Source organism: Methylorubrum sp. B1-46 (assembly GCF_021117295.1).
GTDB lineage: Bacteria > Pseudomonadota > Alphaproteobacteria > Rhizobiales > Beijerinckiaceae > Methylobacterium.
In genome coordinates, this window is sequence record NZ_CP088247.1 from 4,938,282 (window position 1) to 4,959,496 (window position 21,215).

Below are 21,215 nucleotides of genomic sequence, written 5' to 3' on the forward strand. Positions count from 1 at the left end.
CCCTCCCCCGCAGAGGGGGGAGGGTAACGTGCAGCGCGCCGCCCTATCTACGGGCAGGTGACGCCTGAAAATTTCACGCGAGGACGACCGAGATGAACGCGCTGAACGCCCTCTTCTCCGAGCACGAGCAGGCGGTCTGGCTCGACTTCGTGGCCCGCGGCTTCATCGCCAAGGGCGAACTCAAGGCGCTGGTCGAGAAGGACGACCTGCGCGGTGTCACCTCCAATCCGGCGATCTTCGAGAAGGCGATCGGCCATTCGGCCGAGTACGACGACAGCCTCAAGGCCGCCCTCGATCACGGCGACGCCCGCGTCATCGACCTCTACGAGGGGCTGGCCATCGCCGACATCCAGGCGGCGGCCGACGTGCTGCGGTCCGTCTACGAGTCGAGCGACGGCGCCGACGGCTATGTCAGCCTCGAAGTCTCACCCTACCTCGCCCTCGACACCGAGGAGACCCTGAGGGAAGCGCGCCGCCTGCATCAGGCGGTCGGGCGCGACAACCTGATGGTGAAAGTGCCGGCCACCCCTGCCGGCCTGCCGGCGATCCGCCAGCTCACGAGGGAGGGCATCTCGGTCAACATCACCCTGCTGTTCTCGCAAGATGTCTACGAGGAGGTCGCCCACGCCTTCATCGACGGCCTGACCGAGTTCGGAGAGAGGGGCGGCGACGTCTCTCGGGTCGCGAGCGTGGCGAGTTTCTTCATCAGCCGCATCGACACCCTCGTCGACAAGCGGCTCGACGAAATCGGCGGCTACGAGGATCTGAAGGGCAAGGTGGCGATCGCCAACGCCAAGCTCGCCTACCAGCGCTACAAGCGCATCTTCTCCGGGCCGAAATGGGCGGCGCTGGAGGCCAAGGGCGCCAAGGCGCAGCGCCTGCTCTGGGCCTCCACGGGGACCAAGAACAAGGCCTATTCCGACGTGCTCTACGTCGAGGAGCTGATCGGCAAGAACACAGTCAACACCATGCCGCCAGCCACCATGGACGCGTTCCGTGACCATGGACGGGTGCGGGCGACGCTGGAGGAGAATATCGGCGAGGCCGAGACCGTGATGGCGCGGCTCGCTGAGGCCGGCATCGACATCGAGGCGGTGGCCCGCCAACTCGTCGATGAGGGCGTGCAGCTCTTCGTCGATGCCGCCGACGCGCTGCTCGGCGCTGTCGCGGGCAAGCGCGCGGCCTTCCTCGACCACCGGCTCGATGCCCAGACCTTCAAGTTCGACGACGCGCTCCAGGCGGCGACCGACAAGGCGGTCGAGGCTTGGCGCGCCAGCGGCGCGATCCGCCGCCTCTGGGCCCACGACGCAAGCGTCTGGACCGGCCGCGACGAGGACAAGTGGCTCGGCTGGCTGCGCATCGTCGAGGACGAACTGGAGCGGGTCGAACTCTACGAGGGCTTCGCCGAGGAGGTCCGGGCGGAGGGTTTCACCGATGCGGTGGTGCTCGGCATGGGCGGCTCCAGCCTCGGGCCGGAGGTGATCGCCGCGACTTACGGCCATCGCGAGGGCTATCCGCGGCTGCGCATCCTCGACTCGACCGATCCGGACGAGGTGCGGGCCGTCGAGGCGGCGGTGAACCTCGAAAAGACGCTGTTCATCGTCGCCTCGAAGTCCGGCTCGACCCTCGAGCCCAACGTGTTCCGCGATTACTTCCTCGGTCGGATGAAGGAGGTCGTCGGATCTGAGAAGGCCGGCCGCCACTTCGTCGCCGTGACCGATCCGGGTTCCGCGATGGAGAAGGCCGCGAAGGAGGACGGCTTCCGAAAAATCTTCCTCGGCGTGCCGCAGATCGGCGGGCGCTACTCGGTGCTGTCGGCCTTCGGTCTCGTCCCCGCGGCGGCGGCCGGCGTCGAAATCCAGGACTTCCTCGACAGCGCCCGGATGATGGTCCGCTCCTGCGGGCCGGCGGTGCCGCCCGCGGCCAATCCCGGCGTGCGCCTCGGGGCGGCCATGGGTGTGGCCGCCAAGGAGTTCGGTCGCGACAAGATCACGATCATCGCCTCCCCCGGCATCGACACCTTCGGCACCTGGGCCGAGCAACTCATCGCCGAATCGACCGGCAAGGAGGGCGTCGGCATCATCCCGATCGAGGGCGAGCCGGTGGGCGTGCCGGCGGTCTACGGCGAAGACCGCCTGTTCGTGTATCTGCGCTTGGCGGCCCAGGCCGATGCTCGCCAGGACGAGGCGGTGAAGATCCTGGAGAGCGAGGCGCAGCCGGTGGTGCGCATCGATCTCGACAAGGTGGAGCAACTTCCGCAGGAATTCTTCCGCTTCGAGATCGCCACGGCGGTGGCGGGCGCGGTGCTCGGCATCAACCCGTTCAACCAGCCCGACGTCGAGGCGAGCAAGATCGCGACGAAGAAGCTCTTTTCCGCAGCCGAGGAGACCGGTTCGCTGCCGGCCGAGACGCCGATCTTCGAGGACGGGACGGTCGCGCTCTACGCCGACCCGGCCAATGCCGAGGCCCTGCGCTCCGGGGACGGCTTCGAGGCGATCGTGGCCGCGCATTTGGCGCGGGTGAAGCCGTGCGACTACGTCGCCCTGCTCGCCTATGTGGAGCGCAACGAGGCACATCACGCGACCCTGCATGAGGCGCGCCTCGCCCTACGCGACGCGCGCCGGGTCGCGACCTGCCTGGAGTTCGGTCCGCGCTTCCTCCACTCGACCGGGCAGGCCTACAAGGGCGGTCCTGCCTCCGGCGTGTTCCTGCAGATCACCGCCGACCCCTCGGCCGACCTGCCGATCCCCGGACGCAAGCTCGGTTTCAAGACCGTGATCGCGGCCCAGGCGCGGGGTGATTTCGCTGTCCTGTCCGAGCGCAAGCGCCGAGCGCTGCGAGTTCATCTCAAGGGCGGTGATGTCTCCGGCGGCGTGAAGCGCGTCGCGGCGGCGATCAAGGCGGCGGTGGGGTAGGACGGCGGTCGCCGAATCGATTTCCCCCTCTCCCCGCAAGCGGGGCGAGGGGCTCTCACGGCTGAGGTCGTGGGTGCGCTTGGAAAAAATCAATCCGCCAGCGGGCCGGGGATCGCCGCTTCCGCCTTGACCAGCAGCCGCTCCTCGTGCCGCTTCATGAACAGCCACAGGGCCACCCCTCCGAAGACGACGAAGGCCAGCAGCGCGAGGCCGACCGGGCCGACGATGTGCTCAATCGAGCGGCCGCAGGCATAGGCGCCGAAGCCCATGATGCCGGCCCAGGCGAGGCCGCCGAGTCCGTTGAACAGCATGAAGCGGCGGGCATCGAGGCGGTTCACCCCGGCCAGCACCGCCGCGTAGGCGCGCAGCATCGCCGTGAAACGGCCGAAGAACACGATCTTCCCGCCATGCTCGCGGAACAGGTACTGCCCGAGTTTGAGCCGTCCGTGGTCGAGGGCGATGAGATGGCCGTAGCGCAACAGCAGCGGCATGCCCCAGCGGCGCCCGACCCAGTAGCCGACATTGTCGCCGAGGATCGCCGCCGCGGCCGCGGCTGCGACGATAAGGACGACGTTCAGGCTCCCGGTGCTGCCGGCATAGACGGCCGACGAGATCAGGATGGTCTCGCCCGGCATCGGCACGCCCGCGCTCTCCAGCGCGACGACGACGAAGACGGCGAGATAGCCGTAATGGGCGATCAGATCGGCGATCGGCAGTCCCTGGAGGAAGGACATGGGATGAAACGGCTCCGCGGAACGTGTTGCGGCGCAGTCTGTCCATGAACGTGGCCGCAACAGGGCGGCCCTGCCCTGCCCATTAGCGGGTCTGCTCTGCCTCGGCAGAGGTTTCCGTGCCGGGTTCGATCCAGGCCGGAGCGGGGCCGGTGCCTGCGGCGGTGGCCGGGATCGGCCTGAGGGCGGCAGAGTCGTCCTCCGGCAGCGGCAGAAGCTGCGCGAGACCCTCCGACACCCCGAACAGGATGGGGTTTCTGGCGGAGCCGGATGCGGGCGGGATGAGGCGCGTGCTGTCGATCATGACGCGGGTTGGGTTCGGACCGCCGGCGGCGGACGTTGCGACAAGCCTTTCGACGCCCCCTGGTTGCATGGAGGCGTCGATCGACGTGACGTGTGGCACGCCAGCCTCGCGACCAGCGATCCCGTCCTCCACGTCTTCAGTTCGCCTTGAGGAACTTCTCGACGCTCGCGCCCAGGCCGGCGGAATGCGTGGAGAGGTCTTCGGCGATGGAGCGAACTGCGGCGACATGGCTCCCGGTGGCATCCGCCGCCGAGGAGACGCCGACGATGTTGCCGGACATCTCGTGCGTCGAGGCCGCCTGCTCCTCGACCGCACTCGCCATGGCGAGCGTCAGCCCCGAGAGATCCGTCACCGCCGCGGTGATCGTGCCGATAGCCTCGACCGCCTCGCTGGTCGCGCTCTGGATCGCGGCGATCTGCCCGGAGATCTCGCCGGTCGCCCGGGCTGTCTGCTCGGCCAGCGCCTTCACCTCGGCGGCCACCACGGCGAAGCCGCGGCCGGCGGCGCCGGCGCGGGCCGCCTCGATGGTGGCGTTGAGCGCGAGCAGGTTGGTCTGATCGGCGATCGAGCGGATCATTCCGACCACCGCATCGACCTTGCGCGCGTTTTCGGCGAGCTGGCGCACCGTGCCATCTGTCGTCTCAGCCTGCGCCGCGATCCGCTGGGCGCGCTCGGAGACGCTGCCGACCTGCCCCGAGATCTCCTGAATCGAGGCCGTCATCTGGGCCGAACCAGAGGCGACGGAGGCGGCGCGCTGCCGGGCATCCTCGGCCGAGCGCGACAATTCCTCGGCCGAGTGCCCCATCCGCTCCACCGCCGACCGGACCGCCTCGACGACCTGTGAGACATCGGCCGACATCTGGACCTGGGCCGTGATCACCGACCACGTCACCATCGGACCGACATACTCGCCCTCCGGCCCGTGGATCGCCGAGACGCGCAGATCGAGGGTTTCGGGGCCGACCTTGATCTTGGCCCGGTGGGGCAGACGGCTGCTGTCGGCCAGCATCGCCCGCTGATGGTGCGGGTTCTTATGGAATACGTCGAAGGAGCGCCCCAGCATCTCCGAAACCTTGATCGGCAGGTGCTCCTCGATCGTGGAGAGCGTCGTCACCGAGGTCCGGTTCAGATAGTTGATCTTGAACTCGTCCTTCGGGTCCGCGGTCATGACGGCGACGGGCATGCCATCGATCATCGTCAGAAGCCGGCTGGTCTCGTTCTTCTTGGCGGTGATGTCGGTCGCGAACTTCACCACGCGCTCCGGCGTTCCGCTGGCCCCGATTACGGGGTTGTAGGTCGCCTCAAGCCAGATCTTGCGGCCAGATTTGCCGAGGCGGAGGAACTCGCCCGACGCGTATCGCCCGGCGCGGAGCGTCTCCCAGAAAGCGCGGTAATCGGCGCCCTCGGCATAGGCGGCTTCGACGAAAAGGCGGTGATGCTTGCCCTTGATCTCCTCGAGCCCGTAGCCGACGGCGGCAAGGAAGTTCTGGTTGGCATCCAGAATGGTGCCATCCATGGCGAACTCAATGATGGCGAGCGACCGATCCAGTGCATCGAGTCTCGCCTGCGCCTCACTATATTTTGATTTGCTAAACATGAAGAGCCCCCGTGACGCCCTTACTCCGCATTATCTGGGATATGCAGAATAGTATTTGTCACCGCATGGCGCCGAATCGCAGGCTGGATTGCCAATTATTTGATTTCGCGCCCGCAATAAATGTTCATTTTGCAGGTAAATTTATTGTTAATAAGAAGCTTATGTATGAAAACAATTCTGCGTCGTTGCGCTGTTGCCAGTTCGATTTCCGGTGAGGAATACAGATTTTGCCATAACATATGCTATTTTTGGTCCGGCGCTGCGCTGTCGTTTCTTGGTCGCAGATTGCTCGAAGCCGATGGCGAGCCACCGCCCTTTCATGCGTGGGCGGTGGACGCCGTTGGGCCGGCTCAGAGACCGCGGCCAAGATCCATCAACGGCACCGGTGCGGCGTGGGGCCGGCTGCCGAGCATCGCGTCGATCAGCGCCAGGACCTCCGTCCGCCCGACATTGGCCGCCGGCTCGAACGGGGTCCAGGTCTGGGTGAAGTCGAGACGCTCGAACACGTCGCGGTAGCGGCGCAGCTCGCTCACGGTCAGCGGCACGCCGCGCACGAAGGCCTTGTGCGCCGAGATCGTCAGCGCCCTGCGAAAGTCATTCGGGTCGAGTTCGAACTTGAGGGCATCGCCGCAGAAACAGATTTTTCTGCCCCGGTCGAACAGCACGGCATGGCCGTCGAAATGGCCGGCGGTGCGATGCAGTTCGAGGCCGGGCAGCGGCTCGAGGAAGTCGTCGTAGGGCCAGGACACTTGGAGCGCCGCGCTCCAGGTAAAGTCCGCCGCCGGCAGGCAGAGCTCCGGGTCGAAGCGATCTTGGAGCTGCACCAGCGCGCCGTAAGAGTGCGGGTGGGAGGCCGAGAGCACCTGCATGCCGCCGAGCCGCTCGATCTGGTCGAGGGCCGCCTCGCTGAAGACGGGGCAGCCCTCGAAGCCCATATTCCCGTTCTCGGTCCGGATCAGGTAGGCGCTCGGGCCGATGCCGGAGACCGGCTCGTTCCAGAAGCGCCAGACGCCGGGCTCCAGCTCCTCCCAGTGGCAGGGAAAGGCTTCCTGCGCCTCGCGCGCGGTGCGGAAGCGCCAGCCGTCTTGCGGCACGACGTGGCGGGCGTCGAGGCACATCGGGCAATGCGGCGGCGGCGCGAAATGGCGCTGCCAGAAACCGCAATTGTCGCAAGCGTAGGCGGGCAGCTTCAGGGCGCCCGCGAAGGGCAGATAACCGGGCACGGGCAAACCTGCTTTGGAAAAAGAGAACGGCCGGAAGCTAGTGCTCCCGGCCGCATTCTCATCCCCTGTCACGCGTCCTGCCGCGCCACCCTCAGCGAGTTGCCTCAACCGTGGGCCGGGGCTCCGTGCGGTTCGCCGCGCGAATCCTTCCCGTGCGGATCCTTGCCGCGCTTGCGGCCGATCCAGATCACCGCCTTGCGGATCACCACGTAGAAGACCGGCGTCAAGAACAGACCGAAGAAGGTCGCGCCGATCATCCCGAAGAACACCGCCGTGCCGAGCGCTTGGCGCATTTCGGCGCCGGGGCCCGTGGCGATGACGAGCGGCAGCACGCCGAGGATGAAGGCGAAGGCCGTCATCAGGATCGGGCGCAGGCGCAGGCGGCAGGCCTGGACGGCGGCGTCCACCGGCCCCTTGTGCTCGCTCTTCTCGATGTCGTGGGCGAATTCCACGATCAGGATCGCGTTCTTGGCGGCCAGACCGATGAGCACGATCAGGCCGATCTGGGTCAGGATGTTGTTGTCCTGCCCTCTCAACTGCACCCCGAACAAGGCGGCGAGCACGCCTGTCGGCACCACCAGCAGGATTGCCAGCGGCAGGGCCCAGGATTCGTACTGCGCGGCGAGCACGAGGAAGACGAGGAGCACGCCCAGCGCGAAGACGTAGATGGCCGTGCCGCCCGCCGCCTTCTGCTGGTAGGCGATCTCGGTCCAATCGTAGGAATAGCCCTCGGGCAGGGCCCGCTTGGCGATCTCCTCCATGGCGTCGAGCGCCTGGCCGGTCGAGACGCCCGGCTGCGCCACGCCCTGCAGCGGCACCGAGTAGTACAGGTTGAACCGCTGCACGATCTGCGGGCCGGCGATGTCGCGGATCGAGGCCAGTGTCCCCATCGGCACCAGGGCGCCGGTGGAGGAGCGGACCTTGAGCTGCTCGATGTCGCGCCGCGACATGCGGTAGACCGCGTCCCCCTGCACGCGCACCTGATAGATACGGCCCAGCGTGTTGAAGTCGTTGACGTAGGCACCGCCGAGCGCCGTCTGCACCGTCGAGAAGACGTTGGCGAGCGGCACGTTGAGCATGCGCGCGATGGTGCGGTCGATGTCGAGGTAGAGCTGCGGCGTGTCGTTGCCGAAGGTCGTGAAGACCCGCGTCACGTCCTTGCTCTGGTTGGCTTGGCCGATCACCTCGCCGGCCGCCGCGAGCAGCGGGCCGATCTCGGAGGATTGGCGGCTTTCGATCTGCATCTTGAAGCCGCCGCCCTGGCCGAGGCCGCGCACCGGCGGCGGCGGGATGACGATGATCCGTGCCTCTTGGATGCCCGCGGTCGCCTTGAGCACGTCGCCGGTGATGACGGCCGCGCTCCGGCCCTGCGCGGCCCGTTCCTTGGCGCCCTTGAGGGTGAGGAACATCACCGCCGCGTTGGTGGTGTTGGTGAAGGTCGCGCCGTCGAAGCCCGCGATGATGACGGTGTTGGTGATGCCGTCGACGCCGCGGGCGATCTTGGCGGCCCGGTTCACCGCCTCGGTGGTGCGGTCGAGCGAGGAGCCCGCGGGCAGCTGCACGACGCCGATCAGGTAGCCCTGATCCTGATCCGGGATGAAGCCCGTGGGCGTCGTGTGGGCAAGATGCAGCGTGCCCGCGATCACGCCGGCATAGAGGATCAGCATGGCGATCACGCCGATGACCGTCCCGGTCAGGAAGCGGACCGAATGGCCGTAGACGTTCGACAGCCAGTCGAAGCTGCGGTTGAACAGGTGCGCCAGCCAGTTGACGAAGCGCGCCAGGAAGAACTTCGGCGGCTTGTGCTCGTGGTGCGGCTTCAAGAGCAGTTTGCAGAGAGCCGGCGAGAGCGTCAGCGAGTTGAAGGCCGAGATGATAGTCGAGGCCGCGATGGTGAGCGCGAACTGCTTGTAGAACTGGCCCGAGATGCCGGGGATGAAGGCGGTCGGGATGAACACCGCCGCGAGCACGAGGGCGATGGCGATGACGGCGCCGCCCACCTCGTCCATGGTCTTGTGGGCCGCCTCGCCGGCCGAGAGCCCCTCGGCCATGTTGCGCTCGACGTTCTCCACCACGACGATGGCGTCGTCGACGACGATGCCGATGGCGAGCACGAGACCGAACAGGGTCAGGTTGTTGAGCGAGAAGCCCAGCGCCGACATCACCGCGAAGGTGCCGACGAGCGAGACGGGAATCGCGATCACCGGGATCAGCGCCGTGCGCCAGCTCTGGAGGAAGACCAGAACCACGATCACGACGAGGAGGACCGCCTCGAACAGGGTCTTGTAGACCTCGTGGATCGATTCCTCGATGAACTCTGTCGGATTGTAGGCGATGCGGTACTCGACGTCCGGCGGGAAGCGCTTCTTCAGCTCCTCCATCGTCTTCTTGACCGAGTCCGCGGCCTCGAGCGCGTTGGTGCCCGGCCGCTGGAAGGCGCCGATGCCGACCGCGGGCGTGTCGTTGAGGAAGGAGTTCGTGGTGTAGTCCTTCTGGCCCATCTCGACGCGGGCGATGTCGCGCACGCGCACGAGGCGCCCGTCGCTCGCCTTGACGATGACGTCGGCGAACTCCTCCGGCGTCTGGAAGCGCCCCTGCGACTGCACCACGAGCTGGAAGGCGGCGCCGGGCGCGGCGGGCGGGCCGTTGAGCTGGCCGGCGGCGACCTGCACGTTCTGCTCCTGCAGCGCGCTCGTCACGTCGGTGGTGGTCAGGCCGTAGGCGGCCATCTTCTGCGGATCGATCCAGATCCGCTCGGCATACTCGTTGCCGCCGAAGATCGAGATGTCGCCGACGCCGTCGAGGCGCAGCAACTCGTCGCGGATGTTGAGGTAGATGTAGTTGGCCAGGTAGTTCTGGTCGTAGGTCTTGTTGGGCGAGAGCAGGTGCACGACCAGCATCAGGTCGGGCGAGGCCTTGCGCACGATGACGCCGAGGTTGCGCACGTCCGGCGGCAGGCGCGGCTGCGCCACCGAGAGCCGGTTCTGCACCAAGACGTTGGCGATATCGAGGTTGGTGCCGACCTTGAAGGTCACGGTCAGCAGCATCGCGCCGTCGTTGGTCGACAGCGACGTCATGTAGAGCATGTTGTCGACGCCGTTGATCTCCTGCTCCAGCGGCGTCGCGATTGTGGCGGCCACGGTCTCGGCGTTGGCGCCGGGGAAGCTCGCGCGCACGGTCACGGTCGGCGGCACGATCTCGGGATATTGCGAGACCGGCAGCTTCTCGTAGGCGACGAAGCCGAGGATCAGGAAGATGATCGACGTGACCGAGGCGAAGATCGGCCGGTCGACGAAGAAATGGGCGAAACGCATCGTTCAAACCTCTCGCCGGCCGGTGCGCGCGCTGGCGCGACCCGTGCGGCTTGCCGTCTGCGTCCAGGCCGGCGCCGCCCGGTCGGTCCGGGAGCGTCGGCGCTCGAATCTTGCTCGTCCGCGTCCCGCCTCGCCCCCGCGACGGCGCGGTATCACTTCTTCGTCGGGGGCAGCTCGACCGTCTCGGGCTTTACCTGCGCGCCCGGGCGGACCTTGGCGACGCCGTTGATGACCACGAGTTCGTCGCCCTTCAGGCCGTCGCGGACCACGCGGTAGCCGTCGACGATCGGCCCGAGCTTGACGGTACGGGCCGCGACCTTGTCGCCCTCGCCGAGCACGTAGACGATGCGCTTGTCCTGGTTGGCCGAGACCGCCTCGTCGGGAATCAGGATGCCCTGGAACGGCTTGGTGGCCGGCATCGCGACGATGCCGAACAGGCCCGGCTTGATGAACCCGTCCGGGTTCTCGACGGTGGCGCGCAGCAGCATCGTGCCGGTCTGGTAGTCGACCCGGTTGTCGACGAAGTCGAGCGTGCCCTTGCGGGTCGGCTTCTCCTCGCCGGACAGGGCGATCTGGACGGGAGCGCCCTTGCCGCGCTGCATCTGGCCCATGCCGATGCCGAGCGAGCCCTGGTACTTCAGGAACGAGCGCTCATCGACGTTGAAGCCGAAATAGATCGGATCGAGCGAGACGATCCGGGCCAGGATCGTCTGGTCGGTGCTGACGATGTTGCCCTCGGTGACGAGGCGCTGGCTGATCCGCCCGTTGATCGGCGACTTCACTTCCGTGAAGTCGTAGTTGAGCTGGGCGTTGCGAAGCGCGGCTTCCGCGCTGTCCACGTCGGCCTGGGCGGTCTGCGAGGCCTGACGGCGCTGGTCGGTGACCTGCTCGGAGATGTTGCCGCCGCGCGAGAGAACCTGGGCGCGCTCCAGGTCGGTCTGGGTGAACGAGAGCCGCGCCTTGGCCGACGTGAGCGCGGCCTGAGCCTGCTCCAGGGCCGCCTTGTAGGGCCGGCGGTCGATGATGAAGAGCACTTCACCCTTCTTCACGTTCGCGCCGTCCTGGAACATGATCTTGTCGAGATAACCCGTCACGCGGGCGCGGACCTCGACGAATTCGATCGGGTCGAAGCGGCCGGTATATTGGTCCTGCTCGACGATCTCGCGCACCACCGGCTTGGCGACGGTTACGCCGGGCGGCGGCGCGCCCGGCATCTGCGCGCCGGCCGGCCCGGCCGCCAGCAGCGCGGAGGCAATCAGCGGTGTGGCGAGAAGAAGAGGCCTGAGGCTGCGCATCATTCGGTTCCCTGCATGGCGCGGCCTAGTCCCGGCAACCTAGTATGGGGCGTGCGCCCGCGCACATGGCAGCCCTCGGCGAGAGGAACGGTTAGACGCCCTGCAGCGCAGACATGCCTGACCTACGCTTCGACCGGCTCGCCCGCGGCGTACCAATCCTTGAAGGCGCCTACGTAATGCTCGCTGACGTTGATCCCGGATTGCTGCGCCGCGGCGATCGCGTGGACCGAGCGGACCCCGGAGGCGCAGGAGAAGACCGGCCGGCGCCCGTCCGCCTCGATCAACGCCTTCAGCGCCGCAGGATCGAAGGTCGAGAGCGGGTGCGAGACCGAGCCGGGAATGCGCCCGCGGGCGAATTCGTGATCCTCGCGCACGTCGATGAGCAGCAGCGAGCCGTCCGCCAAGCCCTGCTTGACCGTCTCGCGGTCGAGGTCGACCACTTTCATCGCAACCGATCTTTCCGAGAGAGGAGCCGCCGAAAGAGGGCGGATCGAAACGCGTTGGGGTGTCCGAGGATGTCTTAAGTCCTCTCGCCCGCACCGCGCAACATCGGCGCGGCCGCCGTCGGCAGGCTGGCGAGCGCGGCATCGACGCGCTCAAAATGCGCGGCCCAGCGCGGCGGTTCGTAGCCCGCGAGGCGTCCGACAAGCTCCGTCCTGAACCCGGAGCCCGGCTCGCTCAGGGCCTCGACGGCTCGCGTCCAGCCCGGACCGTCGAGTGGATCGAGGAGGTGGGCGAAGCGTCCGCCGATCTCCCGGTGGACCGGGATGTCGGAGGCCACGACCGGAAGGCCGCTCGCCGCCGCCTCGACCACCGGCAGACCGTATCCCTCGATGAAGGAGGGCATCAGCAGGGCGGTGGCGCCGCGCATCAGGGCCGCCAGCCCCTGCGTCGAGAGACCGACCACCTCGCTGACATGAGGGCGAATCACCGCGCAGCGGTCGAGCATGTCGGCGACGTTCTCGATCTCCCAGCCGCGCCGCCCGACCAGGACCAGCCGTGGCGTCGCCGGACCGAGACGCCCGGCGAGGTCGCGCCAGAGGTTGAGCAGCAGGAGGTGATTCTTGCGCGGCTCGATCGTGCCGCAGACGAGGAAGGTCGGCCGGGCGAGCCCCGGCCAATTCGCCTCGTCCGCGCCGTTCGAGAAGACAGGCTCGACGCCGAGGGGCGCCACGGTCACCGGCTTGGCGCCGAGGCCGCGACGGCGGGCGTAGTCCGTGAACCGGGCGCCGACGTCGCCCGAATTGACGAGCACGTGCGCGGCGTGGCGCGCGACGGTCTCCATCCGCGCGGCGTGGCGCTCCGCTTCCCCCGGCCGGCCGTATTCCGGATGCGAGATCGGGATCAGGTCGTGGACGAAGAAGACCGGCCGCACGTCGCGCCTTGTGTAGAGCCAGTCGAAGCGCTCCGGCCGGTCGAGCCGCAGATGCGAGGTGTGCAGGTAGATCGTGCCCTCGGGCAGGCGCTCGGTGCCGCCGGAGCGCAGCACCCGAAGGGCGGTCTCGGCCTGGAGGCGGCGCCGGTCGAGCCCCCCTTCCCGCTGACGCCGGCTCGCTCTCCGCGGCGGGCGGTCCTCGGCGCTGGGGGCGAGGGCGAGCGAGGCCGCCAGGCTCTGGAAGACCGGATCGACCTCGGCCGTCACGTCCTCGATCCAGCCCTCCGCGACCGCCTCGACGATGCCGCGGGCGGCGTTCCGGTCGAGCACGCGCGGACCCAGTGCCGTCGAGACGAGCCCGAAGCGCGTCGCCTCCGTGCCTCCGGACAGGATGTGCCGCGCATAGGCGAGGTCGACCCGGTCGATGCCGGTCGGGCTGGCGTGACGGAGCCGGGTGATGAGGCGGGTCAGGTCGATGGCGAGACAGGCTTGCATGGGCCGCTGCATAGACCGGAACCCGTCACCCTGGCGACCGGCGCCGAGCGCCGATCCTTCATCTGGGGCTCCGAGATTCGGCGCCGTGCTTCAGTTCGCCGGCGGCTCGGTCGTGCCGCTGTGGCTCGCGATTTCGCGGGCGACCTCCAGCAGGAGGACGTCCACGAGCTGGCGCAGCCGGGGCCTGCCGCTCGCATCGATCGCCCGGCGCGCCGCGATGAGGAGTTCGGCCGCCTCGTCGATGGCCTCCGCCGCAGCCGCACGTTCCAGTTCGCGCAAGCTCCGTGTCGCGGCGCCGGGGTCGGCAAGCTCGACCAAGGTCCCCTCCCCGCGAACCGGCTGTTGCCGTGCATCGCGATGGATCCGGCCGCGGCATAGAACCTGGCGCGCGTGCCCGGACGAGGACGCGACCCACAGGTCGATGGCGACGTCGTCTTCCTGCTCGGCGGCACGGCCGACATCGCCGAGGAAGCGGGCGGCCTCCGACGCCTCGAGACCGGCCGTAGCCTGCTCGCTGCGCAGGGGGCGTCCGGAGAGGCGGGCATCGCCCGCCATCCGTTCGGCGGCTCCCGAATCGAGGAGGAAGCATCCGGTCGCCGGGTTCCATTCCCAGGCTCCGACGATCTCGGGCTTCGCCAGCGATCCGACGATCCCCGGTGCCGTTGCGCGTCGGGCGTCACTGCGTCTGCGTTTCACGATACTGCTCCCCGCGCGCGATGCGTCAGGCTGAAGGTGTGCGTCCGGCGCTGCGGTCGGGCGGCGGCGCCGAGGTCGGGCGACGGAGGCTGGGGCCTCCGCCGTTGCGTTCGTCAGGAGGCGAGGCGGGCGACGCTGGTGCGCGGCGGAGCCAGGACGGAGCGGATGTCGCCGCGCTTGTTCTGGAGCTGGCGCAGCGATCGGCGGTCGAAGGCCGCCTCGACCGCGACGATCTCCTCGCCCTCGATTTGGTGCGGCAGGCCGAGGGGGATGGCGCGCAGGTGCAGTTGAAGCAGGCGCAGGATCCAGCTCGTCGGCATCTCGGAGACGAAGCTGGTGATTCCCCGCGGCAGGCCCCATTCGACGATGGCCGTCATCAGGGCCAGCGCCGTCGGGTTGAGCCGCCGGCCCGAAGTCCGCGCACTCTCGGCGACGCAGATGCGGCCCCATTCGACGATGTGCGCGCCCGACGGCGCCGTTCCCTCGCAGAGCTGCGGCAGCACCATCGGAAGCAGATAAGGCCGCGTCGTCGGCAGCAGGCGCGAATAGCCGATGACGGTCTCGCTCTCGTCGAGGGCGAGCAGGTGAACGGCATGCTCGTCGTCGAACTCGTCGATCTCGCGCCGGTCGGGCCGGGCGAGGTTGGACCAGCCCAGCTCCTCGACGAAGACCCGGTGCCTCAAGTGGAAGGCTTGATCCAGAGCACCGGCATAGTCCTGCATGTTCTCAGCGGTCACGACATGGATCATCGGAACACCTCTTCAGAAACCTGAGGTGTTCGTCCCAAATTCAGCCGAGTGGCGGCACTACGGGAATCCGTAGGTTTTCGTTCGATGAGGCTGCCGCGATACGGGAGGGGAAGGCGATCGTGAGCGCTTCTACCGGAAGTATATGAATTGCGCTGCCGAAGTCTCTATCTTGGATTGTATGTCGAAAACAATACACAAGATGTCGGTCGAGAGAAAAATTTGGCTCAGGCCGACCGACTCGGTCGGTGCTCGCGGGCGATCGCCCCTCGATCCGGACTGATGCAATGCACGCAGCCGCAAGTGCGGGCGGAGGATGTCTCCGGCCCGTCCTACCGGTCCGAGTATCGCATCGGGGGTGATGCGCCAGACATTCAATTTTGCATTGTCTTTTCCGAAAGCCCACGGTCGCCTGACGGATTGATGCGCCCTGCCCCGTGCGGCGCTTCGATCGTGCCGCGTCACGACTCCGCGATGTGCGTCGCGGGCTCGGCGAGCGCACGCGCTCTCAGAACAGGCGTCCGGCCGCGTCCGCGATGCGGACAGGCCCGATCATACGGTTTCCGGCTAATCCGTTCGGGTCTGCCCAATCCCCTCCGTCTCGCGATGACGGAGGAGAGATTGAAGCAATCAGCCGGAGATAGAATCAGACGATCAGGCCGCGCCGAAATCCCTCGGCCACCGCCTGGGTGCGCGAGATGCAGCCGAGTTTCATCCGGGCGGAGCGCAGATGGAAATCGACGCCATGCCGGGAGATGCCCATCAACTCGCCGATCTCCCAATCGGTCTTGCCCTCGGCGACCCATTGCAGGCTCTCGCGCTCGCGCGGGGTCAGTCCCATCCGGCGCTCGCTGGGGCCGTTGTCGATGAGCAGCGTCTGCCCGACCACGTAGGAGGCGAGCAGGGTCAGCATGCCGCGTTGCCCCGGGCTGATCTCGAGTTGCCGGCCGGCGAAGGTCAGTCCGCCGCGCTCCTCCTCGAGCGTGGCGAGCGGCACGGTGAAGCCGTCTCCGAGGCCGAACTCGCTCGCCTCGTTCATCACCTGCCGCGAACGGAGATCGAGCACGCCGGCCGGCTCAATCTCCGACCAACGGAAACCGGTCGTGCTGGTCAGCGTCGTCTGCACGATCGGATCCGTATACATGTAGCCTTTCGAGAAGTAGAGTCGGTTCCACTCGTCGGATGTATTTTCCAATATGAGGTAATTCTTTTGCGTCCGCGCCGGCAGACGCTTCAGCGGTATCATCGCCGAGATAACGTATTCGATTCCCAACGCGTTGAGCCGCGGCATGATCGCTCGCAGGATATCCTCACGCGAATGTGCTCGGTCGAGCGACTTCAGGATTTCCAACGTCAGGTCGAGTGATTTTCTAGACATGGCCGTGCAAAACTATCGCTCTCCCATCACGATAAGTCGCTCGGCCGCTCTTGAGAAGGGAGACCGAAAATTTCTCTCAGGTTGCCTCTCTGCGGTCCTTACGAGTGGCTCGGCACAGAAAATACGCTGCAACGCCTTGTCTGCTGTCATGCTTGATGCAGTGCGGTGAAACAATGCGCCTGCTCAAATTTCGGGGAAAGGGGCGTCTTCATGCACATCATCCGCCCGGCGAGGCGCACGGGGGCGTCCGCGGCGTGCGGTGGGGGTTGCGCTGCCGGAAGCGGACCGCTATGAGCCGCGAGCCCCGCAAGGGCATCGGAGTGTAGCGCAGCCCGGTAGCGCACCTGTCTGGGGGACAGGGGGTCGTCGGTTCAAGTCCGGCCACTCCGACCATTCTTTCGCGCAGGCCTTGATCCTGCCGAAAGTCGCGGTCGCCGCCTTCTTGCCAGCTTCGTTCCTGGTCGCGCTTCGAGCCACGGAGCCGTGATCGGTCGCGCCCGGCCGTCCGCGGGGAACCGCGCAAGAGCCGGCCTTCGACTTCCCTTTGATCATGACGTTTGCGGGCTGTCGGTGTCGGGTCGGCGATCAGTGCGGCGCAGCTTCACGATCGTCTCTCGCAGCCAGCGCTGGCTCGGCACGGCGTCGTTCGAGGCGTGCCAGATCATCGAGATCGAGACGTCCGGCAGGACGATCGGCGCCGGGCTCACGGTCAGGCCCATGCTGTCGGCGAAGAAGCGGGCGAGCCGCGAATGCATCGTGGCGATAACGGGAGCCTGCCGCACCACGAACGGCATCACCGAGAACCGCGGTGAGGTCAGCGCGATGACGCGCTTGCGGCCGATCTTGGCCAGCGCGTCGTCCACGACGCCGTGGGCGCTCTCGACGAGGCTGGTCAGCAGGTGGGGCAGCCGCACGTAGTCGTCGAGCGAGATCGGCGCGCTCACCCCGACGAGCTCGGCGTTGAAGATGCAAAGGTAGTTTTCCTTGTTGAGGATCCGGCGCTTGTGGTGCGTCTGGCCCTGCTCGAACACGCCGATGCCGAGATCGACCCGTCCGGTATCGAGGTCGTCGAGGATGCGGTTCCGATCGACCGTGTGCAGCAGAAGCTTCACCCCCGGCGCCACCGCCTGCAGATGCGCGATCAGGGTCGGCATCAGCAGCACCTCGGTCGAGTCCGGGATGCCGAGGGTGAAGGTGAGGTCCGCTGTCGCCGGGTCGAAGGCATCCGGCGGAGCGGTGATCTCTTGGATCTGTGCGAGCGCCGCCTGCACGGGCGCCATCAGCGCCAGGGCCCGCGGTGTCGGCCGCATGCCGTCGGGCGCCCGCGTGAGCAGCTCATCCGAGAAGGCGGTGCGCAACCGTCCCAGGGCATGGCTCATCGCCGACTGGCTGATGCCGATGCGGCCGGCCGCGCGGGTCACGCTGCGCTCGGTCAGCAGCGCGTCGAGGGCGACGAGCAGGTTCAGGTCGAGACGGGAAAGATGCACGTGATCGATGCGCATTATGAAATCGATCCATTTGATTCATGGTATGCAACCCAGCACATACAGTCTCACGAAGCGACGGGGAGCCCGCCGCCGTAAAACGAGGCTGATCACCATGTCCAAGACTGTTCTTTCGCTCACCGCCGCCGCGCTGGCCTTCACCGCGCTCGCGACGGCCTCCGCCCGCGCCGAGGAGACCGGCACGGCCCACAACGTCAAGACCGTCGGCGCGCTGACCCTGCAGACCCAGGGCCTCGCGACCAGCGATCTCTCGGTCCACCGCCAGGGCGGCTTCGCCCTCCCCGGCTCGGTTCAGTGGATCGCCACCCCCGTCGATCAGCTCAGGACCCGGCAGGCCGCCTTCTGAGCCGGCCTCGTGAGACGCACCGACGGACCGCATGACCCTCCGGCGCCACACGGCGCCGGAGGCATTGTTTGACGAGCACCGATCCTACGGGCACCGCCCGCATCCAGTCCGCCGATCACAGCGTCGCGCCCGCGGGCTTGAACCGGGCGAAGCGCAGGGCCAGCATCGGCAGCACGGCAAGGTTGAGCACCGTCGAGGTGGCGAGGCCGCCGAGGATGACAAGCGCCATCGGCCCCTCGATCTCGCGGCCGGGCTCGCCCGCACCGAGCGCCAGCGGCATTAGGCCGAGACCGGTGACGAGGGACGTCATCAGGATCGGCACCAGCCGGTCGGCCGCTCCCTCGATCGCGGCCGCCTCGTTCCAGGGGCGCCTTTCCAGCAGCACCATGTGCTCGTAATGCGCGATCATCATGATGGTGTTGCGCAGCGAGATGCCGAACAGCGTCACGAAGCCGACGATCGACCCCAGCGAGATCACCGCGCCGCTGAGCGCCACCGCCAGCACGCCGCCGACGAAGGCGAAGGGCAGGTTGACGAGAACGAGGGCGAGGTTGGTCAGTGAGCCCGTGACGACGAGGAGCAGCAGCACGATCCCGAGACCAGCGAGACCCGCGTAGAGGGCGAGTTCGCGCCGCGCCTTCGCCTGCGTCTCGGCCGCGCCGCCGAAGCCGATATCGACGCCCGAGGGCTGTGCCACCTCACGGGCGATCTTGCGCTTGGCGGCCTCTGTGAAGGAGGCGACGTCGCGTCCCTCCACATTCGCGGTCACCACGCGCACCCGCTGCGCCCCGATATGGCCGACGGCGTAGCGGCCGGCGGTCTCGTAGATGTCCGCCACCTGGGCGAGGCGGATGTAGCTGCCGCTCGGCGTGCGGAGAGGCAGGTTGCCGAGCGTCGTGAGGCGCGTGCGCGCAGCCGGTTCGAGCACGACGACGACGTTGAACACGGCGTTGCCCTCGTAGGCCTGGCCGACGATGTCGCCTTGATAGGCGGTGCGCACGATCTCCAGCACCTCGATCGCGTCGAGGCCCCAGTGGCGCAGATCGGTCGGGCGCAGGCTCACATTGACCTGCGGCAGGCCCGGCGGCGACTTGAGCTGGACGTCGGCCGCGCCGCGCACCTCGGCGAGTTCGCGCGCGACATCGCGGGCGGTGGCCTCGATCCGGTCGAGATTCGAGCCGGTGACGCTGATTACGACCGGCGCGGTGAAGCCCGAGACGACTTCCTCGATGCGCTCGGTCAGGAAGGTCTTGAGCGAGAAGCTCGCGCCGGGCGTCGCCGCCATCAGTGCGCGGATGCCGGCCTCCGCCCGCTCCTGCCCCGCACCGTCGAGGCCGGGTTCGAGATCGATATGGATCTCGCTGTCATGCGTGCCGCCGAGATCGTAGCCGGCCTCGGCGCGTCCGACCTGCTGGGCCACCGCGCGTACGCCGGGCACCGCCTTCAGCCCCGCCGCGATGCGCTCGCCGAGCCGGAGCGTCTCCTGCAGCGAGGTGCCGGGCGCCGAGGCCATGTGCAGGATGAGGTGCCCCTCCTTGAGGTCGGGCAGGAACACGCCGCCGAAGAACGGAACCGGCAGGGCCGCTGCCAGCGTCAGCGCGAGACTGCCGGCCATGACGAGGCGCGGGTGACGGTTGAGCCGGGCGAGCCCGCGGACGTAGCGGCTCCGCACCCAGCGGCTCACCGGCGGCTCGCGGGCGGGGAGGTCGGTGCGCCCGGAGAGCAGCAGCCGGGCCAGCGCGGGCGTCACCGTCAGCGCCACGGCGAGCGAGGTCAGCACGGCGAGGATGTAGGCCAGCGCCAGGGGCGCGAACAGACGGCCGGGCACGCCGGTCAGCGCCAGCACCGGCAGGAAGACGAGCAGCACCGCGACGGTGGCATAGGCGACCGAGACGCGCACCTCCAGGATCGCGTCGAGCACCACCCGCGCGCCGGATGCGGGCACGGCGGCGCGGCGGTTCTCGCGCAGGCGGCGCATCACGTTCTCGACGCCGATCACCGCATCGTCCACCACCTCGCCGATGGCGATGGCGAGCCCGCCGAGCGTCATGGTGTTGAGGCTCTGGCCGAAGGCGCCAAGGGTCAGCACCGCACCGATCAGCGAGAGCGGGATCGCGGTGGCGCTGATGAGCGCCGTGCGCCAGTCGGCGAGGAAGACGAACAGCACGACGACGACGAGGATGCCGCCGAGCGCGAGCGCCTGGACCACGTTGTTCGTGGCCTGCGTCACGAAGTTGGCCGGGCGGAACAGGTCGGTGCGTAAGGAGATGCCGTCGCGCTCCAGGCCGGGGCGCATCTCGGCCAGCGCCGCCTCGACGCCGGCCGTCACATCGAGGGTGTTGGCGCCGTACTGCGCGCCGACCATCAGCAGCACGCCGGGTTTCCCGTCGACCAGGGCCGCGCTGATCGCCGGCTCCGGCCCGGCCACGACATCGGCGACATCGCCGAGCACCACGCTCGCCCCGCCCTCGTTGATGAGCACCGTGCGCGCCACCGCCTCGGGGGTCAGCGACTGCCCCTCGGTCTGCAGGGTGATGCGCTGGTTGACCGTATCGACGAAGCCCGCCCCGCGCACGCCCGTCGCCTTGCGGCCGGCGGAAAGCACGTCGTTCAGGCCGATCCGGAAGCGGACCAGATCCTGCGGCCGGACCTGGATACGGATCGAGCGGAGGTCGCCGCCATAGACCAGCACCTCGCCGACGCCGGGGGCGGCGAGCAGGCGCAGGCGCAGGCGCCAATCGGCCACCGTGCGCAGGTCCATCAGCGACTGCGTCGAAGAGGTCAGGCCGATAAGGAGAACCGAACTCGTCGATGAGGTCAGCGCCGTCATGGTGGGGGGCAGGACGCCCTGCGGCAGCCGCGCCGTCACCGCGGCCAGCCGCTCGTTCACGAGCTGGCGCGCGCGGTAGATGTCGCTGCCCGAGGCGAAGGTGGCGGTGATGACCGAGAGGCCCTGGATCGAGTTCGAGCGCATCGTCGCCAGCCCCGGCAGGCCGCTGATCGCGACCTCCAGCGCTTGCGTCACCAGAACCTCGACCTGTTCGGGGTTGAGGCCGGGCGCCTCGGTCTGCACCGTTACCGTGGGGGGCGCGAATTCCGGAAAGACGTCGTACTTGGCCGACCCGAGCGCAACGACGCCGTAGACGGCGAAGGCCAGGACCAGCGCAAGGACGATGCCGGGCCGGCGCACGGCGAAGGCGACCAGGGCGGATTGAAGGCCGGCCGGTGCCGGAGCCGGAGGGGGCGGCGGCGCCTCGTCTCGCACCGGCCGGCGTGCGGGCGGATGGTCGAGCAT

Annotated in this window: 15 protein-coding genes and 1 tRNA gene; 3 read left to right on the plus strand and 13 right to left on the minus strand. The window is 68.0% G+C overall.

Annotated features, from left to right (window positions below; translation table 11 throughout):
- Positions 1-92: 92 nt before the first annotated feature.
- The gene (locus LPC10_RS22915; protein ID WP_231344545.1) at positions 93-2,915 is read left to right on the plus strand and encodes a bifunctional transaldolase/phosoglucose isomerase; all 2,823 of its coding nucleotides are present in this window, start codon (positions 93-95) and stop codon (positions 2,913-2,915) included.
- An 89-nt stretch (positions 2,916-3,004) separates the two neighbouring features.
- Here LPC10_RS22915 and LPC10_RS22920 read toward each other — a convergent pair whose 3' ends face one another.
- The 11 genes from LPC10_RS22920 to LPC10_RS22970 all read right to left on the minus strand — a co-directional run bounded on the left by LPC10_RS22920 (position 3,005) and on the right by LPC10_RS22970 (position 16,069).
- Positions 3,005-3,649: a DedA family protein gene (locus LPC10_RS22920; protein ID WP_108942221.1), complete on the minus strand. Its 645-nt coding sequence runs from the start codon at positions 3,647-3,649 to the stop codon at positions 3,005-3,007.
- An 82-nt stretch (positions 3,650-3,731) separates the two neighbouring features.
- On the minus strand, positions 3,732-4,049 hold the full coding sequence (locus tag LPC10_RS22925; protein ID WP_231344546.1) for a hypothetical protein: 318 nt from the start codon (positions 4,047-4,049) through the stop codon (positions 3,732-3,734).
- Positions 4,050-4,086: 37 nt separating this feature from the next.
- Positions 4,087-5,547 (minus strand): PAS domain-containing methyl-accepting chemotaxis protein, encoded by a 1,461-nt coding sequence (locus tag LPC10_RS22930; RefSeq protein ID WP_231344547.1) that lies wholly within the window; start codon positions 5,545-5,547, stop codon positions 4,087-4,089.
- Between the two features lie 350 nt (positions 5,548-5,897).
- A complete protein-coding gene (locus tag LPC10_RS22935) occupies positions 5,898-6,770 on the minus strand; it encodes an MBL fold metallo-hydrolase (protein ID WP_231344548.1) in 873 nt (290 codons plus the stop codon).
- A 104-nt stretch (positions 6,771-6,874) separates the two neighbouring features.
- Positions 6,875-10,084 (minus strand): efflux RND transporter permease subunit, encoded by a 3,210-nt coding sequence (locus LPC10_RS22940; protein WP_231344549.1) that lies wholly within the window; start codon positions 10,082-10,084, stop codon positions 6,875-6,877.
- Between the two features lie 152 nt (positions 10,085-10,236).
- A complete protein-coding gene (locus LPC10_RS22945; RefSeq protein WP_231344550.1) occupies positions 10,237-11,382 on the minus strand; it encodes an efflux RND transporter periplasmic adaptor subunit in 1,146 nt (381 codons plus the stop codon).
- A gap of 119 nt (positions 11,383-11,501) precedes the next feature.
- The gene (locus tag LPC10_RS22950; RefSeq protein ID WP_231344551.1) at positions 11,502-11,825 is read right to left on the minus strand and encodes a rhodanese-like domain-containing protein; all 324 of its coding nucleotides are present in this window, start codon (positions 11,823-11,825) and stop codon (positions 11,502-11,504) included.
- A gap of 74 nt (positions 11,826-11,899) precedes the next feature.
- Positions 11,900-13,249 carry a glycosyltransferase family 1 protein gene (locus tag LPC10_RS22955; RefSeq protein ID WP_231344552.1) on the minus strand — a complete coding sequence of 450 codons (1,350 nt, stop codon included), beginning with the start codon at positions 13,247-13,249 and terminating at the stop codon, positions 11,900-11,902.
- A gap of 90 nt (positions 13,250-13,339) precedes the next feature.
- Positions 13,340-13,945 (minus strand): hypothetical protein, encoded by a 606-nt coding sequence (locus tag LPC10_RS22960; RefSeq protein ID WP_231344554.1) that lies wholly within the window; start codon positions 13,943-13,945, stop codon positions 13,340-13,342.
- A 113-nt stretch (positions 13,946-14,058) separates the two neighbouring features.
- A complete protein-coding gene (locus LPC10_RS22965; protein ID WP_231344555.1) occupies positions 14,059-14,694 on the minus strand; it encodes an acyl-homoserine-lactone synthase in 636 nt (211 codons plus the stop codon).
- A gap of 643 nt (positions 14,695-15,337) precedes the next feature.
- Positions 15,338-16,069: a LuxR family transcriptional regulator gene (locus tag LPC10_RS22970; protein ID WP_231344556.1), complete on the minus strand. Its 732-nt coding sequence runs from the start codon at positions 16,067-16,069 to the stop codon at positions 15,338-15,340.
- Between the two features lie 316 nt (positions 16,070-16,385).
- Between LPC10_RS22970 and LPC10_RS22975 the strand changes: the two genes are divergently transcribed.
- Positions 16,386-16,462, plus strand: a tRNA-Pro gene (locus LPC10_RS22975).
- A gap of 155 nt (positions 16,463-16,617) precedes the next feature.
- On the opposite strand, the gene LPC10_RS22980 is transcribed toward LPC10_RS22975, so the two are convergent.
- On the minus strand, positions 16,618-17,571 hold the full coding sequence (locus tag LPC10_RS22980) for a LysR family transcriptional regulator (protein WP_231344557.1): 954 nt from the start codon (positions 17,569-17,571) through the stop codon (positions 16,618-16,620).
- A 97-nt stretch (positions 17,572-17,668) separates the two neighbouring features.
- On the opposite strand from LPC10_RS22980, the gene LPC10_RS22985 reads away from it, so the two are divergent.
- Positions 17,669-17,920, plus strand: coding sequence for a hypothetical protein (locus tag LPC10_RS22985; protein WP_231344558.1), 252 nt, complete (start codon positions 17,669-17,671; stop codon positions 17,918-17,920).
- A 115-nt stretch (positions 17,921-18,035) separates the two neighbouring features.
- Here the strand turns inward: LPC10_RS22985 and LPC10_RS22990 are convergent, their stop codons facing one another.
- Complete coding sequence (locus LPC10_RS22990) at positions 18,036-21,215, minus strand: efflux RND transporter permease subunit (protein ID WP_231344559.1); 3,180 nt, start codon at positions 21,213-21,215, stop codon at positions 18,036-18,038.

Bases quoted from the DNA above. Each gene is read 5' to 3' on its own strand.
- LPC10_RS22915 (WP_231344545.1), top strand. From the start codon at position 93: ATGAACGCGCTGAACGCCCTCTTCTCCGAGCACGAGCAGGCGGTCTGG.
- LPC10_RS22920 (WP_108942221.1), bottom strand. From the start codon at position 3,649: ATGTCCTTCCTCCAGGGACTGCCGATCGCCGATCTGATCGCCCATTAC.
- LPC10_RS22930 (WP_231344547.1), bottom strand. From the start codon at position 5,547: ATGTTTAGCAAATCAAAATATAGTGAGGCGCAGGCGAGACTCGATGCA.
- LPC10_RS22940 (WP_231344549.1), bottom strand. From the start codon at position 10,084: ATGCGTTTCGCCCATTTCTTCGTCGACCGGCCGATCTTCGCCTCGGTC.
- LPC10_RS22945 (WP_231344550.1), bottom strand. From the start codon at position 11,382: ATGATGCGCAGCCTCAGGCCTCTTCTTCTCGCCACACCGCTGATTGCC.
- LPC10_RS22950 (WP_231344551.1), bottom strand. From the start codon at position 11,825: ATGAAAGTGGTCGACCTCGACCGCGAGACGGTCAAGCAGGGCTTGGCG.
- LPC10_RS22955 (WP_231344552.1), bottom strand. From the start codon at position 13,249: ATGCAAGCCTGTCTCGCCATCGACCTGACCCGCCTCATCACCCGGCTC.
- LPC10_RS22965 (WP_231344555.1), bottom strand. From the start codon at position 14,694: ATGATCCATGTCGTGACCGCTGAGAACATGCAGGACTATGCCGGTGCT.
- LPC10_RS22970 (WP_231344556.1), bottom strand. From the start codon at position 16,069: ATGTCTAGAAAATCACTCGACCTGACGTTGGAAATCCTGAAGTCGCTC.
- LPC10_RS22980 (WP_231344557.1), bottom strand. From the start codon at position 17,571: ATGCGCATCGATCACGTGCATCTTTCCCGTCTCGACCTGAACCTGCTC.
- LPC10_RS22985 (WP_231344558.1), top strand. From the start codon at position 17,669: ATGTCCAAGACTGTTCTTTCGCTCACCGCCGCCGCGCTGGCCTTCACC.
- LPC10_RS22990 (WP_231344559.1), bottom strand. From the start codon at position 21,215: ATGCTCGACCATCCGCCCGCACGCCGGCCGGTGCGAGACGAGGCGCCG.